We start from the raw sequence: 14,387 nt of genomic DNA, 5'->3' as shown, positions 1-14,387 counted from the left end.
GGCCGCGAGGCGCGGGTCGGAGAATGGCCGGGGAGGACGCTCAGCGGCGCCTGGGCGCGCGGCGCGCCGGTTCTGCCGAGTGGGCCCGTTAGCGGCCGGCCAGTTGCGCGGCCAGCCGCACCGCCTCGATCAGGCTGCCCGGATCGGCGCGGCCGGTGCCGGCCAGATCCAGCGCGGTGCCGTGATCGACCGAGGTGCGGACGATGGGCAGGCCCAGCGTGATATTGATGCCGGCGCCGAAGCTGGCGTGCTTCAGCACAGGCAGGCCCTGGTCGTGGTACATCGCCAGCACCGCGTCGGCGGCGGCCAGCTTGTCCGGGTTGAACAGCGTGTCGGCCGGCAGCGGGCCGATCAGGCGGATGCCTTCGGCGCGCAGCGCTTCCAGCGCCGGCTCGATGACGTCTATCTCCTCGCGTCCCATGTGGCCGCTTTCGCCGGCGTGCGGATTGAGGCCGGCCACCAGGATGCGCGGCGCGGCGATGCCGAACTTGCCGACCAGATCGGCGTGCAGGATGCGGATGGTTTCGAACAGCAGCGGCGCGGTGACGGCGTCGGCGACCTCGCGCAAGGGCAGATGGGTGGTGGCGAGCGCGACGCGCATGCCGCCGCCGGCCAGCATCATCACGACCTTCTTGGTCCCGGTGCGTTCGGCCAGGTATTCGGTATGGCCGGTGAACGGCACGCCGGCGTCGTTGATCACGCCCTTGTGCACCGGCGCCGTCACCATCGCGGCGAATTCGCCGGATACGCAGCCGTCTATCGCCGCGTCCAGCGTGGCGAGCACATAGCGGCCGTTGGCAGGATTCAGTCTGCCGGCCTCGGCCGCCGCGGCCAGCGGCACGTGCAGCACCTCCAGCGCGCCGGCCGGCGCCGGCCGGCCCGCGCGGTAGTCGGTCAGCCCGACATCCAGTCCGAGCGCCGCGGCGCGGCCGGCCAAGAGGCCGCGGTCGGCGACGACGACGCAGCGGGCTTCCGGCGCCAGCTCGGGCAGCCGCAGCGCCAGGTCCGGGCCGATGCCGGCCGGTTCGCCGGCGGTGACCGCCAGAACGGGCCTGTCCGTCATCACTTGTCGTCCAGATGCTCTTCGACGAAGGCCGAGTCGCGCAGCTGGCGCACCCAGTCGGCGTAGGCCTGTTCCATCTTGCGGGAACGGATCTGCTGCTTGATCGCCATCTTCTCGTGATCGCTGGAGACGTCCTGATTGCGACGGCCCTCGACCAGGATCAAGTGCCAGCCGAACGGGCTGCGCACCGGCTGCGACAGCTGGTCGACCGGCAGGGCCACCATCGCCTTCTCGAATTCCGGCACCAGATCGCCGAGATTGACCCAGCCGAGGTCGCCGCCCTTGGCGTTGCTGCCGTCCTCCGAATACAGCTTGGCCATGTCGGCGAACTTGGCGCCGCGCATGATGCGGTCGCGGACCTGGTCGATGCGGGCGCGGGCGTCGGCTTCGGACACCGCCTCGTTGGTGCGGATCAGGATATGGCGGACATGGTATTGCTCCACCATCATCGGCGCGCCGCCGGCGCGCTTGTCCTGCAGCTGGAAGATGAAGAAGCCCTGCTGGGTGCGGACCACATCGGTATGCGCGCCGGTTTTCAGCTGTTCCAGCATCTGGACGAACTCCACCGGCAGCGAGGTGGCGCTGCGCCAGTCCATGTCGCCGCCCTTCAGCGCGTTCGGCGCGTCGGAGTAGGTGGCGGACACCTTGGCGAACGGCTGGCCGGCGTCGAGGTCGCTCAGCGCCTTGTGCACCTTCTGCGACAGCGCGTCGATCTGCTTGGCGTCGGCGCGTTCGGGCACGCTGATCAGGATGCTGGCCAGGTGGTATTCGGTGCGGTTGGCGCTCTGGGCGCTCTTCAGCACCTGGTCCACCTCGCTGTCGCTGACCGATACCCGCGAGGCGACTTCGCTGTCGCGCAGCCGCGAAATCGTCAGTTCGCGGCGGATGTCGGCGCGCAGCTGGCTCATCGTGATGCCGTCCTTGGCCAGCTGGGCCTTCAGGCCGTCGCTGCTCAGCTTGTTCTGCTTGGCCAGGTTGGCGATCGCCTGGTCGACGGCGGCGTCGTCTATCTTCAGGCCGCCGCTGGTGGCGTACTGCAGCTGCACCTCTTCGGTGATCATCTGCTCAAGCACCTGGCGCGCCAGCACGTCGCGGGACGGCGGCGTCACCTTCTGCGCCTGCAGTTGCTTGATCGCCTCATCCACCCGGGCTTGCAACTCCTGCCAGGTGATCACGTTCTTGTTGACCACGGCGACGATGCGATCGACTTCGCGCACCGGGACCGGGGAGACGGGAGCTGCCAGCGCCGCTTGCATGGCGCCGGCAATCAACAGGACAAGCAGGGTCTTTTTCATGGTCAGGCTTTATTGCTCATTAGTCTTGGTGTAGCCGGGAATGGCCAGGCGCAACGTGTCTTGCAGAGCGTTGCTGCCCAGGGCTCCCAGCCCCTTCAGTTCCAGCTGGAAGAATATCGCGTTCCGGGTCGTGGTCAGGTCGGTGACATAGCGCTGGCTATAGAAGCGCGCCGACCAGCAGCCATCGTTGTACTCAAAGCCGGCCAGTTGATCAATAGGCTTGCGGCTGATCAGCGAGTAATTGTAGCGGCCGATGGCGTACCAGCGGCGGGCGATCGGCCATTGCGCGGCCACGTCGACCTGGCGCAGCGGACCGTAACCGCCATAGTTGGGCAGGTTGCTGTCGTCCTGCAGCTCGTAGACGCCGTAGCGGTAGCGGAAGCTGGCGATCTTGCCCGGCTCCGGGTTGTAGCGCAGCCGGACGTCATAGCGCTGCGTCGCCTGTATCGTCGGGTTGTATTCGTAGTTGCTGTCCAGCCGCACCGAGCGGCTCAGGTCGCCGCCGGCGGACAGCATCCAGTCGTTGCCGGTATTGGTCACCTGGGCGGGCGTGCCGGCCAGTACGATGTCCTGCTGGCTGAAGTAGTAGCGCTTGCCGATAGAGATGCGCAGCCGCTCCAGGCCGTTGCTCTGGTCGATGAAGCGGCTGGTCAGCGCGGTGGTGATCTCGTTGGCGCCGTTGATGCGGTCGTAGCCGGAGAAGCGGTTCTCGGTGAACAGCTGGGCGAAGTTGAAGTCGTTGACCGAGGTGTCGAAATTGGGAAGCTTGCTCTGATCCTTGTTGGGGATGTTGACGTAGAACAGCCGCGGTTCCAGCGTCATCAGATGGTCGCGGCCCATGAACTGCGTGTCGCGGTCGAAATACAGCCCGGCGTCGGTGCTGAATATCGGCAGCGTGCGGGTGATCGTGCCCTGAGGCTGGCCCTGGTAGGCGTTCAGATTGTATTCGGTGAAGTTGACGCCGATCTTCGGGCGGATGAAGCCCCAGCTGCGATCGAAGTTCCAGGTCAGACTGGGGTAGGCGACGAAACGGTCGCCGGTCTGCAGGCTGGGGTGGTCGAAACGGGTCAGATCGGTGATCAGGCTGGCGGAGAAGTTCGACGGCAGTTTCTGGCTGGCGTTCAGCGTCAGCTGCGGCATCCGCGCGTACGGGATGTCGGTCGGCTGCGGATTCAGCGTCAGATTCTGATAGTGCTGGACGCGCAGCATCGCGTTGGCGCCGCCGCCGGTCCAGTCCATGTTGTAGTTGACCCAGGCCGAGCGGTCGAGGTTGACGTTGGAGGCGACCGCCACCTGGTCGCCGAAGTCGGTGAAATAGGTCTTGTCCGAGACCTGGTTGTAGTTCAGGCCGAAGGACAGGCCGTGGCCGAGATTCTGGCTGTGCGTCGCGCTCCAGGCATAGCGCGAAGTGTTGGTCACCTTGTCGTTCGGCAGCTGCTCGGTATAGATGGTGCCGCGGTAGTCGGGCTGCAGGTAGCGGAACTCGCCGGCCAGCATATTGCCGTGCTTGTCGTTGAAGTGCGGCGTGATGGTGGCGTCGTAGTTCGGCGCGATATTCCAGTAATACGGGATCGCAAACTCGGTGCCGGCGGTGCCGGTCTTGAACGTCGGCGCGAGGAAGCCGGACTTGCGGTTGCCGTTCAGCGGGAAATCCAGCCACGGCGTGTACAGGATGGGCACGCCGTAGAACTGCATCCAGGCGTTGTGCGCGACGCCGACGCCGCTGTTGTAGTCGAGGTCGGTGCTGGACGAATGCAGATACCAGGCATCGTCGCCGGGATCGCAGGTGGTCATCCGGCTGCCGTAAACGCGGTACTGATTCTGGCCCTGGAAGTCCAGTTGGCTGCCGTCGCCGCGCATCGTCACCGGCTTGGCGCCCTTCGGCGTCGCGTCCTGCCGCTTCATCGAGAACACCGGATCCATGCCGGTGCCGCTGTAGGCGCCGATGTCGTAATCGAGCGTGGTGCCGTCTATCGTGTCGCCGTCGCGGGTCATGCGGAAGCGGTCGCCGGCCTTGACGCGGTTTTTCGCCTGGTAGTAATCCAGCCAGTCCGCTTCCACTTTCTGGTCGTCGCGGGTCGCCACGGCATTGCCCTTGGCATGCACGATCACCCCTATTTCGCCGTCGAGATTATCGGCGGTGACCACGGTCTGGCCTTCTTGCTTCGGCGGCGTGGGCAGGGCGATCGGCGCCTCGTCGTCGGCGCGGGCGTTATGGGCGTTCAGGGCGAAGGCGGCGGCGACGGCCAGCGCCAGCGGGTTCAGTTTTTGTCTAGGCATGCACAAAGCCATATCTTGTGGGCTCGGGCTTGTCGACGCCAAGTCTCGGCGACGCCGGCAGGATCGGCGCCGCGTCTAAATTTAGCGTGAACAGGCCGCTGTGGGCAGTATAAAATCGCTCAATTCTATCAGCACCACGATAAAGCGACATGCAAAGACTGGAACAGCTCAAGAAATGGCTGGCGCAGCAATACCCTGGCGACGAAATCCAGGTTGAATTCGCCGCCGCCGACGCCGACTTCCGCCGCTATTTCCGCGCGATCTGGCCCGACGGCGCAAGCCGCATCGTGATGGACGCGCCGCCGGAACACATCAATACCGACGCCTACGTCAAGGTGCGAGACATCTTCGCCATGGTGAAAGTGCCCGAGATTTACCTGCGCGACCGCGAGCAGGGCTTCATGGTGCTGGAGGATCTGGGCAAGGTCACCTATCTGGCCGCGCTGCAGCACGACGAGCGCCCGATGGTGCACCGCCATCTGCTGCTGGAGGCGCTGGACACGCTGATCGAGATCCAGCGCGGCAGCCGCGACGGCGCGCTGCCCGAATACGACGCGGCGCTGTTGACGCGCGAGCTGGAGCTGTTCCCGGAGTGGTTCTGCGCCAAGGAGCTGGACAAGCCGCTGAGCGCGGCCCAGCGCCGGCTGTGGGACGCCGGCGTCAAGGCGCTGTTGCCGGCGCTGCTGGCCCAGCCCAGGGTCTTCGTCCACCGCGACTTCATCGTCCGCAACCTGATGCTGACCGCCGGCGCGCCCGGCGTGCTGGACTTCCAGGACGCGGTGCACGGTCCGATCAGCTACGACGTGGCATCGCTGCTGCGCGACGCCTTCATCGAATGGGAGGAGGACTTCGTGCTCGATCTGGCCATCCGTTACTGGGAGAAGGCGCGCGCCGCCGGCCTGCCGGTGCCGGAGGCTTTCGACGATTTCTACCGCGCCTTCGAGTGGATGGGCGTGCAGCGCCATCTGAAGGTGGCCGGCATTTTCGCCCGGCTTCATCACCGCGACGGCAAGGACAAGTACCGCGCCGAGATTCCGCGCTTCATCAAGTACCTGAAGCGGACCACGCGCCGCTATGGCGAGCTGGCGCCGTTCTACCAGCTGCTGGTGGACCTGGTCGGCCGCGACGATACCGACGCCGAGCTGCAGTCCAGCTACCCGGTGCTCGGCGTGAAGGGCGGCTGATGCGCCGTCTGTGGCCGCTGCTGTTGCTGCCGACGGTCGCCGTCGGCGCCGGTCTCGAGCAGCGGCAGTGCTTCCCGGCGCAGTCGTTCAAGCTTTGCCTGTACCAGGACGCCGGAGCGCAGGGCCTCGACGACGCCTCCGACGGCGACGACGAACGGAAACCGCCGCTGGCGCAGGCGGAGTTGCGGATCTACGACAGTCAGGGCGGCCAGCTGTCGCGGCTGCGGGTGGGCCGGCTGTCCAAGCTGGAACGCACCCGGCTCAGCGACGGCGGCAAGCCGGTCTTCTTGCTGGAGGAGAACCATGGCGCCGGCTTCGGCTCCTACTCCGGCGTCGAGGCGCGGCCGTTCACCGTCGGCGAACACGGCCTGGTCTTCGTCCAGCCGCCGCGACGCGACGCGGCCAAACCGTTTGTGATGGCGCGCGCGCTGAAAAGCGACTGGCGCGAGACCCGCGGCGGCTTTCTGCTGCTGTCGTGCGCGCCGGATTTTCCGGCCAGCGGGCAGTGGGACGGGCAGGCCTTCCGCGTCCGTTACGGACGCTTGAAATTGCAGGACGGCCGTTGGCTGCTGACCGAGCGCAGCGAGCGCGGCTTCTGGGAAAACGAGGGCGATTTCCCGGCCGAACGGCTGTTTCCGAAATGAGAGAACGACAATGAAGGCGATGATATTGGCCGCCGGCCGCGGCGAGCGGATGCGGCCGCTGACCGACCACACGCCGAAGCCATTGCTGACGGCCGGCGGCAAGCCGCTGATCGCGTGGCATATCGAGCGGCTGGCGCGCGCCGGCGTCACCGAGCTGGTGATCAATCACGCCTGGTTGGGCGAACGGATAGAACAGGCGCTTGGCGACGGATCGCGTTTCGGCGTCGCCATCGCCTACTCGCCCGAAGGCGAGGCGCTGGAGACCGCCGGCGGCATAGCCACCGCGCTGCCCTTGCTGGGCGACGCGCCCTTCCTGGTGGTGAACGGCGATGTGCTGAGCGATTTCCCGGTCGAGCGGCTGGTCGAGGCGGCCGCCGGCCTGGATGGCGACGCCGCGCAGGCCCATCTGGTGCTGACGGCCAAGGCCGGCTACAAGACCGGCCGCGATCTGACGCTGAGGGCCGATGGCCGCGTGGCCGCTTGCGGCGACGGCGACATGCCGTACACCTTCTGCGGTCTGGCCGCCTACCACCCGGCCTTTTTCCGCGACGTCCGGCCCGGCGCGGCCAGCCCGCTGCTGCCATGGTTGCTGGCGGCGATGGAGCAAGGCCGGATCCGCGGCGAGGTGCAGTCCGGCCTGTGGCTGGACGTCGGCACGCCGGAGCGGCTGGCTGAGGCCGACGCCATCGCCGCCGGCTGGACGCGATGACGCGGCGCATCCTGGGCATCGACCCCGGCAGCCTGATCACCGGCTTCGGCGTCATCGACGTCGTCGGCAACCAGCGCCATTACGTCGCCTCCGGCGCCATCCGGACCAAGAGCGGCTCGCCGCTGGCGGAGCGGGTCAAGGTGCTGGTCGAGGGCATACACCAGGTGGTCGACACCTATCAGCCGACCGAGGCGGCGCTGGAGCGGGTCTTCGTCAACGTCAACCCGGCGGCCACGCTGATGCTGGGACAGGCGCGCGGCGCCTGCATGACCGCGCTGGTGTTGAAGGACCTGTCGGTGGCCGAGTACACCGCGCTGCAGGTCAAGCAGGCGGTGGTCGGCCAGGGCAAGGCGCCGAAGGAGCAGGTGCAGTACATGGTGGTCAGGATGCTGAACCTGTCCGGCACGCCGCAGGCCGACGCCGCCGACGCGCTGGCGGTGGCGCTGACTCACGCCGGCCACAGCGGCGGGGCCATAGGCAAGCTGGCCTTGAGCGGACTGCGGGTGAAAGGCGGGCGGCTGGTGTAGCGCAGGGGCCGGCGGAGCGCCGCTTCCCGGCCATTAAAAAAAAGCGGCCTGCGGGCCGCTTTTTTTCATGTCCGCCGGTCAACGGCGCCGGGCGTCCGGCCATACCCAGTCGCCCGAAGGCGGCGTCTGGCCGCCGCCCGGGCTGAGCGTTTCCGACCATGCCTGGATATGGCCGGCGTACTTGCACAGCGCGGCGAAGGCGGAGGCATTGCCGGCGTTGCCGTTGTATACCCCCACTTGCACGCCCTTGGACGACAGCAGCGGGCTGCCGGAGTCTCCGCCGCGGCCGACGTTGCCGTTGGTCAGCAGGGAGACGCCGTTGGCCAGCGGAGACGGACCCAGCCGGACGACGTTGGCGACGCTGACCTGCATCAGGCTCTGTCCCAGCTGATAGCCCTGGTCGTCCATCCGCCGCTGCGCCTGCATCGCGCCGATGCCGGCTTGGCAATCTTCCTGAGCCACCACCGGGACGATGCGGGCGCCGTTGCGGCCGGCGATGGTCTGGGACAGCTTGAGCAGGGCCAGGTCGACGGCGACGCCTTGATGGTCGAACTTGATCCAGTTGGGCTGGGCGTTGTCGCGTCGGGCGCCGGCCTGGTTTTCAAAATTGCGGCCGTAGTAGGCGGTGACGCCGGTCCAGTTGTCCAGAATGCAATGCGAGGCGGTCAGCACCAGATCTTTTCCCACCAAGGAGCCGCCGCAGATATTGCGGCTGCCGTTCTGGTTTTGGAAATCCAGCTTGATGTAATTGGTTTCCTGCGGGGAAAAAGGCGCGGCGGCGGCGAGATGGGATAATGCCAACAGGCATGAGGCGGCAAGCAGTTTCTTCACGGATGCATTCCTTGTCGATGGGGAATCAAGGCGGCTTGGCAACCGCGATCAAAACTGATCCCAGCAAGATTGGGCTGATATTCCCAGTATTGATATTCTTGATTCCCGATAATGTGGCCTTGCCGATTCATTATGCTCAGTTGAAATGATTATGGAATGGCTGGGCTGGGATTGGCGCTGTCCTTGTGAATGACATTTGATTTTCGATTTGCTTGCCTATTGAATGAATGGCAGCGAAAGCGGCTGAACACCAGGGCGTGGCCAGCATCGAATTAAATGAAATAGCATTCTTGTTAATATTCACCGATGGATGCCGGAAAATAGTCTGAACTTGGCTTATTTCAAGCGCAGTGACTTTTTAATATTTGAATAGGCTGTCTGGATATATCAAAAGCCGACAGCCATGGGCTGGCGCGGCTGGGCTGGCCCTCGCCGGACGAGCCGGGTGGGCGCGGACGCGGCTTGTGGGATAATGCCGACAGCCGCGCCAGTCCGGCGCGGGCCAGATGATGAGAATGCCAAGATGATCGGACGTCTTTCCGGAAAACTGATCGAAAAATTGCCGCCGCAAGTGGTGGTGGACGTGAACGGCGTCGGCTATGAAGTGGATGTGCCGATGACCACCTTCTACCAATTGCCGGCGCTGGGCCAGCCGTGCACCCTGTTCACCCACCTGGTGGTGCGCGAGGACGCTCACCTGCTGTTCGGCTTCGCCAGCAAGGAGGAGCGGCAGACTTTCCGCCAATTGATCAAGGTCAGCGGCATCGGCGCCAAGATCGCGCTGGCCTTGTTGTCCGGCATGACGGCCGACGAGCTGGCGGTGGCGGTGGCCAGCGAGGACATCAAGCGCCTGTCGTCGGTGCCGGGCATAGGCAAGAAGACCGCGGAGCGGCTGGCGCTGGAGTTGCGAGGCAAGCTGGCCACCGGCGGCAATCTGACGGTGCCCGGCGGCCTGCCGTTCGCCGCGACGCCGGACGAGAAGAGCGATATCGTCAATGCGCTGCTGGCTTTGGGCTACAACGACAAAGAGGCCGCCGCGGCCACCAAGGGCCTGCCGGCGGACGTGACGGTCAGCGAAGGCGTGCGGCTGGCATTGAAGAGTTTGATGAAGGCCTGACGCCGCGCGGCTCGGGTCGCGGGAGGTTCGATGCGGAGTGCGTGGTGGGCGTGGGCCCTGGGTCTGGTCGTGCTGCCGGCATGGTCGGCGGCCGTCAGGTGCCCGCAGCATGCGATCCGGCTCGCCTTCTACCCGATCGGCCAGTTCTACCGCGACCACAGCGGCCTGGACTGGGATGTCGCCGAGGAGCTGCGCCGCCGCAGCGGCTGCCGCTTCGAATACGTGGTGATGCCGCGCGCCAGAATCTGGAAGGAGCTGGAGGCCGGACGGCTGGACATCACCTTGTCGGCGATCGCGAGCCCGGAGCGCGAGAACGTCTACTGGTTTCTCAACTACATCCAGCTGAAGCAATATGTGCTGCTGTCGTCGTCGCTGCCGGCTGCCATCGCCTCGATGGAGGATTTTCTCGACGCCGGGCCGCAGTGGCGCTGGACCATCGTCCGCAGCTACCACACCAGTTCCTACTACGATCCGCTGGTCGCGCGGCTGGCCGTGCAGGGGCGGGTGGTCGAGGTGGCGGAGGAGGATGTGCTGTTCCGCATGCTGGAGCAGAATCGCGCCGTCGGCATGTTTTCCACGCCGATGGTCTATCGCGCCAAGCTCAGGGAGCTTGGCCTGGAGGACAGGGTCAGGGTGGTCGATTGGGACAAGCAGTCGGCGCCCAGCCCGCGCGGCATCGTGTTCACCAAGCGGACGTTTCCCGAGCAGGACATCGGACAGTGGCGCGAAATGGTCGACGGCATGAACCGCGACGGCACGATGCGGCGGCTGATCGGCCGCTACATGAGTCCGTCGGAGACCGCCACGGCGCTGTGGCGCTAGCCGCCGCGCGGCGATGAAAAAAGGCCCGCCGTATGGCGGGCCAGTGGATAGCAGGTCGATCCGGTTGCGGCGGACTTAACCGGCCGGCAGCAGATTGACCTGGCTGCGCACACTCTTTACGCCAGGCACGCGCGCCGCTTCTTCGGCGATGCGGCTGATCGCGTCCTGGCTGGGGGCGGTTCCGCTCAATACCACGTCGCCGTTGACGACTTGAGCGCCGATCTTGGCGCCCAGCTGCGCGCCGAGTTTGCCGACCGTTTCGTTTACCTGGCGGGTCAGCTCGGCGTCGTTGGCGCTGGCGGCCATATGAGCGGCGGCGCGCGGCGCGACGCTCTGCTGGCTGGGGCCGCTGGCGTCGTTGCCGGCGGCGAAGGCCGCTCCGGCGCTCAGGACGGGAATCAGGCTGGCGATGATCAGGGCTTTACGCATGGTATGAGTCTCCTTGTTGATGGTGACGAAAGTCCCCGTTCATTTAGCAAGCGCCGTGCCAGCCGATTTTTCTCAATGAAATCAATGATTCTTCGACTTTCGCCTCAGGTAGCCGCTGGTATTCGTCGCCGATTGGCGACAGAAAAGGCGGTGAAGCGTCGCGGATTCAGGCGGGGTAAGGCCGCGGCGCTGTCGCCAAATGGCGACAGCGTCAATCGTCCTTGAAGGCGGCCGCGCTCAGTTCGTGCTTCTGCAGCAGGCGATAGAACTCGGTGCGGTTGCGGTCGGCCAGCCTGGCCGCGTCGCTGACATTGCCGCCGGTCAGCCGCAGCAGGCTGGACAGGTAGTCGTGCTCGAACTGGCGCCGCGCCGCCGCCAGCGTCGGGATGGCGCGGGACTCGCCGGCCACGGCCTTCTCGACCTGGGCCAGGCTCAGCAGCGGGCCGGTGGCCAGCACGCAGCACTGTTCGACCACATTGGCCAGCTGACGGATGTTGCCGGGCCAGCTGGCGGCGGCGAGAAACGATACGGCCTCGGGCGCGAAACCGCCGACCGTCCTGCCATAGCGCCGCGCCACCTGTTTCAGGAAATGCTGCGCCAGCAGCGGAATGTCCTCGCGACGCTCGGCCAGCGACGGCAGCCGCAGCATCACCACGTTCAGCCGGTAGTACAGGTCCTCGCGAAACTGGCCGTCGGCGATGCGGGCGGGCAGATCGCGGTGAGTGGCCGACAGCAGGCGGATGTCGACCGCGACCGGGCGGTTGGCGCCGACCGGCCGCACTTCGCGGTCCTGCAGCACGCGCAGCAGCTTCACCTGCAGCGGCAGCGGCATGTCGCCGATCTCGTCGAGGAACAGGGTGCCGCCGTCGGCCTGCTGGATCAAGCCGCTGCGTCGCGCCGCCGCGCCGGTGAAGGCGCCCTTTTCATGGCCGAACAACTCGCTTTCCAGCAGGTTTTCCGGAATCGCGCCGCAATTGACGGCGACGAAGGGCCGGTCCGCGCGCGGGCTGGCGCGGTGGATCGCGCGCGCCAGCACTTCCTTGCCGCTGCCGCTCTCGCCCAAGAGCAGCACGCTGGCATCGGTGGCGGCGACCATGCGCGCCTCGCTCAGCAGCTCTTCCATCGCCGGGCTGCGGCTGATGATGCCGTCGCGCCAGTCGCCGCCGTCTGCCGCGCCTGGGCCGGCGCCGGCCGCCAGCGCCAGCCCCTGCCGCACCTTGTCCAGCAGCAAGGGGCCGTCGAACGGTTTTTCCAGATAGCAGAACACGCCGCTGCTGAGCGCTTCCACCGCGTCGGGCACGGTGCCGTGGGCGGTCAGCAGGATCACCGGCAGCGTCGGATAGCGCTCGCGGACAATGGCGAACAGCTGCATGCCGTCCATGCCGGGCAGGCGCCAGTCGGTCAGCAGCAGGTCGGCGCGCCGCGCCGACAAGGCGCCGAGCGCGGTCTCGGCGCTGGACAGCGCCTCCACTTCGTAGCCGGCGGCCTGCAGCCGCATCTTTACCAGGCACAGCAGGTCGGGATCGTCGTCGACCAGGATGATGCGGGCATTCATTTACGGTTTCCTTCAGTCGGGCCGGCCGGGCGCTGCAAATCCAGCTCCAGCCGGCGCAAGGCTTCCAGCTTGGCGGCCAACTCGTCGGCGCGCTTCTGTTGCTCGCGCCCTTGTTGTTGCAGCCTGTCGTTTTGTTCCTGCAGGTGGTTTTGCGTCTGGATCTGACGCAGCAACAAGCGGGCCAGCGCGGCGTTGGCCGGCGCGGCGGCGTCGTCGGCCTGCAGGCGCTCCAGCTCAGCCTGCTGCCGGAGCGGATCGCGGCCGGCGGCGCGCAGCAGCTTCAGCAGGCGGTAGCCGTCGCAGGCCTGGTAGCGCTGCCAGCGCTGCCGGACGGCGTCGTCCGGCAGGTCGATGGACAGCAGCACGGCGTCGCTGCCGGGGCAGATCAGCACCGGCGTCGTCGGCGCGGGCGGCCGCAAGGCGCAGGCGGCGCAAAGCAGCGCCAGCAGAACGGGCGGCAGGCGCCGCGCGAGTGGGGTCATCGGGTGTGCTCCGGTTCCGGCCAGCTGAGGCGGAAACAGGCGCTTTCGGCGCTGTCCCGCAGTTGCAGTTCGCCGCTCATCAATTGGGCATAGCCGCGCGCCATCGTCAGGCCGAGGCCGCTGCCCGGCGTTTCCCCGGCCGGCGCCGGGCCGCTCCAGAACGGCTCGAAAATCTTGTCGCGGATCTCGTCGGGCACGCCGGGACCGAAGTCGGCCACTTCCAGCCAGACGCGGCCGTCGGCGCGTCCGTGGCGCAGTATCAAGCGGGCGTCGGGCGGGCTGTGGCGGATGGCGTTCAGCAGCAGATTGTCGATTATCGTTTCCACCTTGGACGGATCGCCGACCACCTGGCCATCGGAGCCGTCCAGCTCCAGCCGCAGCCGCTTGGCCTGCCACAGCGGCTGGCAGCTGATCAGCCGTCGCTGCAATAGCCGGTGCAGCGAGAACCGGCGCGGCGAAAGCGCGGTGGACAGCCACTGGCCGGCATCCTGCCGCAGCAGCGCCTGCACCCGCTGGCGCAGCGTGGCGGCGTTGTTGCGCAGAATGCCGACGATGTGGCGCTGCTGGGCGTTCAGCTCGCCGGCCACGCCTTCGTTCAGCAGCGAGGTGGCCTCGTGTATCGCCGCCAGCGGCGTTTTCAATTCATGGGACACCTGACGGAAAAAGCGCGTCTTCTGCTGCTCCAGCTCCACCAGCCGGCAGTCCAGTTGCGCCAGCTCGCGGCTCAGCCGCTGCAGGTCGGCCGGTCCGGCCTGGCGCCAGTCCAGCTGCCGGGCGCCGCCGGCGAGGCTGGCGATCCGGCGCTGCAGCCCGCGCAGCGGCCAGTGGATCAGCAGCGTCATCGCCAGCGCCAGCAGCAGGGCGGCGGCCAGCGCCAGCCAGGCCAGCTGGTTGGCCTGGCCGCGCATCCGCTCGATGTCGCCGCGCCAGCGCGACTGCTGCTGCTGCCGCGCCTGATCCAGCAACTGTTGTTGCCATTGCAGCTGCCGATGTAGCTGGCGGAACAGCTGGTCGCGTTGCAGCCGTTGCGGCGGCGGCAGTCGCTGCAGCCGCCCGACGTGGTCGAGCACGGCGGCGACGGTGTCGGCGACGCCGGCCGGAGCGTCCGGCAGCAGCGCGTCCTGCGCGCGGCGGATCGCGCGCGACGATTCGGCGGCGGTCTCGCGCAGCCGTTTATCCCGCAGGATCAGCGCCTGGCGGCTGGCGCGCTCGAATTGCAAGGCCAGCTCCTGCGACAGCCGGGCGCCATCCTGCCAGCGCTGCGCCTGGCGCTGGTATTGTTGGGCGGCGTCTGCGGCGGCGCCGAGCTCGCGGCGCAGTTGCAGCAGCGCGGCCGACGGAATCAGGGCGACGCCGAGAAAGCCTGCGAGCAGCAGGCTGCGAAACGACAGGAAGCGGAGCATGCGGACGGCGGCGAGCGGTGCGTGGCGATGCAGTGCAGACAAGCCG

The 14,387-nt window shown here is 67.0% G+C and carries 14 protein-coding genes; 6 read left to right on the top strand and 8 right to left on the bottom strand.

Annotation, left to right across the window (positions count from 1 at the left end):
* Positions 1–88 precede the first annotated feature (88 nt).
* From pdxA to CXB49_RS19105, 3 genes are read right to left on the bottom strand one after another with little or no spacing between them, the layout of a single operon-like run.
* Positions 89–1,063 (bottom strand): 4-hydroxythreonine-4-phosphate dehydrogenase PdxA, encoded by a 975-nt coding sequence (gene pdxA / locus CXB49_RS19115; RefSeq protein WP_101709840.1) that lies wholly within the window; start codon positions 1,061–1,063, stop codon positions 89–91.
* Entirely contained in the window at positions 1,063–2,358 is a 1,296-nt protein-coding gene (locus tag CXB49_RS19110) for a peptidylprolyl isomerase (RefSeq protein ID WP_199406718.1), read from the bottom strand. The genes pdxA and CXB49_RS19110 overlap by 1 nt, the downstream gene beginning before the upstream one ends.
* Before the next feature lie 9 nt (positions 2,359–2,367).
* A complete protein-coding gene (locus CXB49_RS19105) occupies positions 2,368–4,638 on the bottom strand; it encodes an LPS-assembly protein LptD (protein ID WP_101709838.1) in 2,271 nt (756 codons plus the stop codon).
* A gap of 149 nt (positions 4,639–4,787) precedes the next feature.
* Here CXB49_RS19105 and amgK point away from each other — a divergent pair, with 149 nt between their 5' ends.
* Genes amgK through ruvC form a run of 4 tightly spaced genes read left to right on the top strand, consistent with a single transcriptional unit; the run spans position 4,788 to position 7,702 of the window.
* The gene (amgK, locus tag CXB49_RS19100; protein ID WP_101709837.1) at positions 4,788–5,822 is read left to right on the top strand and encodes an N-acetylmuramate/N-acetylglucosamine kinase AmgK; all 1,035 of its coding nucleotides are present in this window, start codon (positions 4,788–4,790) and stop codon (positions 5,820–5,822) included.
* A complete protein-coding gene (locus CXB49_RS19095) occupies positions 5,822–6,466 on the top strand; it encodes a hypothetical protein (protein WP_101709836.1) in 645 nt (214 codons plus the stop codon). Before amgK ends, CXB49_RS19095 begins: the two co-directional genes overlap by 1 nt.
* Before the next feature lie 10 nt (positions 6,467–6,476).
* Complete coding sequence (murU, locus tag CXB49_RS19090; protein WP_199406717.1) at positions 6,477–7,175, top strand: N-acetylmuramate alpha-1-phosphate uridylyltransferase MurU; 699 nt, start codon at positions 6,477–6,479, stop codon at positions 7,173–7,175.
* The gene (ruvC, locus tag CXB49_RS19085) at positions 7,172–7,702 is read left to right on the top strand and encodes a crossover junction endodeoxyribonuclease RuvC (RefSeq protein WP_101709835.1); all 531 of its coding nucleotides are present in this window, start codon (positions 7,172–7,174) and stop codon (positions 7,700–7,702) included. The genes murU and ruvC overlap by 4 nt, the downstream gene beginning before the upstream one ends.
* A gap of 78 nt (positions 7,703–7,780) precedes the next feature.
* Here ruvC and CXB49_RS19080 read toward each other — a convergent pair whose 3' ends face one another.
* On the bottom strand, positions 7,781–8,533 hold the full coding sequence (locus tag CXB49_RS19080; RefSeq protein ID WP_158300952.1) for a trypsin-like serine protease: 753 nt from the start codon (positions 8,531–8,533) through the stop codon (positions 7,781–7,783).
* 523 nt (positions 8,534–9,056) lie between these two features.
* On the opposite strand from CXB49_RS19080, the gene ruvA reads away from it, so the two are divergent.
* Complete coding sequence (gene ruvA, locus CXB49_RS19075; protein ID WP_101709833.1) at positions 9,057–9,650, top strand: Holliday junction branch migration protein RuvA; 594 nt, start codon at positions 9,057–9,059, stop codon at positions 9,648–9,650.
* A gap of 30 nt (positions 9,651–9,680) precedes the next feature.
* Complete coding sequence (locus CXB49_RS19070) at positions 9,681–10,472, top strand: ABC transporter substrate-binding protein (protein ID WP_101709832.1); 792 nt, start codon at positions 9,681–9,683, stop codon at positions 10,470–10,472.
* 75 nt (positions 10,473–10,547) lie between these two features.
* Here CXB49_RS19070 and CXB49_RS19065 read toward each other — a convergent pair whose 3' ends face one another.
* The 4 genes from CXB49_RS19065 to CXB49_RS19050 all read right to left on the bottom strand — a co-directional run bounded on the left by CXB49_RS19065 (position 10,548) and on the right by CXB49_RS19050 (position 14,383).
* Positions 10,548–10,901: a BON domain-containing protein gene (locus CXB49_RS19065; protein WP_101709831.1), complete on the bottom strand. Its 354-nt coding sequence runs from the start codon at positions 10,899–10,901 to the stop codon at positions 10,548–10,550.
* 211 nt (positions 10,902–11,112) lie between these two features.
* Entirely contained in the window at positions 11,113–12,456 is a 1,344-nt protein-coding gene (locus CXB49_RS19060; RefSeq protein WP_101709830.1) for a sigma 54-interacting transcriptional regulator, read from the bottom strand.
* A complete protein-coding gene (locus CXB49_RS19055; protein ID WP_101709829.1) occupies positions 12,453–12,938 on the bottom strand; it encodes a hypothetical protein in 486 nt (161 codons plus the stop codon). The genes CXB49_RS19060 and CXB49_RS19055 overlap by 4 nt, the downstream gene beginning before the upstream one ends.
* Positions 12,935–14,383 (bottom strand): HAMP domain-containing sensor histidine kinase, encoded by a 1,449-nt coding sequence (locus tag CXB49_RS19050; protein WP_158300951.1) that lies wholly within the window; start codon positions 14,381–14,383, stop codon positions 12,935–12,937. Before CXB49_RS19050 ends, CXB49_RS19055 begins: the two co-directional genes overlap by 4 nt.
* Between the last annotated feature and the right edge of the window lie 4 nt (positions 14,384–14,387).

Source organism: Chromobacterium sp. ATCC 53434 (assembly GCF_002848345.1).
GTDB lineage: Bacteria > Pseudomonadota > Gammaproteobacteria > Burkholderiales > Chromobacteriaceae > Chromobacterium.
The sequence above is the reverse complement of the archived record's forward strand: the minus strand, read 5'-3'. Positions and strand labels throughout refer to the sequence as shown.

Coding starts and splice junctions, on each gene's coding strand:
- CXB49_RS19055 (WP_101709829.1), bottom strand. CDS start 12,938: ATGACCCCACTCGCGCGGCGCCTGCCGCCCGTTCTGCTGGCGCTGCTT.
- CXB49_RS19110 (WP_199406718.1), bottom strand. CDS start 2,358: ATGAAAAAGACCCTGCTTGTCCTGTTGATTGCCGGCGCCATGCAAGCG.
- CXB49_RS19070 (WP_101709832.1), top strand. CDS start 9,681: ATGCGGAGTGCGTGGTGGGCGTGGGCCCTGGGTCTGGTCGTGCTGCCG.
- CXB49_RS19105 (WP_101709838.1), bottom strand. CDS start 4,638: ATGCCTAGACAAAAACTGAACCCGCTGGCGCTGGCCGTCGCCGCCGCC.
- amgK (WP_101709837.1), top strand. CDS start 4,788: ATGCAAAGACTGGAACAGCTCAAGAAATGGCTGGCGCAGCAATACCCT.
- ruvA (WP_101709833.1), top strand. CDS start 9,057: ATGATCGGACGTCTTTCCGGAAAACTGATCGAAAAATTGCCGCCGCAA.
- pdxA (WP_101709840.1), bottom strand. CDS start 1,063: ATGACGGACAGGCCCGTTCTGGCGGTCACCGCCGGCGAACCGGCCGGC.
- CXB49_RS19065 (WP_101709831.1), bottom strand. CDS start 10,901: ATGCGTAAAGCCCTGATCATCGCCAGCCTGATTCCCGTCCTGAGCGCC.
- CXB49_RS19095 (WP_101709836.1), top strand. CDS start 5,822: ATGCGCCGTCTGTGGCCGCTGCTGTTGCTGCCGACGGTCGCCGTCGGC.
- CXB49_RS19060 (WP_101709830.1), bottom strand. CDS start 12,456: ATGAATGCCCGCATCATCCTGGTCGACGACGATCCCGACCTGCTGTGC.
- murU (WP_199406717.1), top strand. CDS start 6,477: ATGAAGGCGATGATATTGGCCGCCGGCCGCGGCGAGCGGATGCGGCCG.
- ruvC (WP_101709835.1), top strand. CDS start 7,172: ATGACGCGGCGCATCCTGGGCATCGACCCCGGCAGCCTGATCACCGGC.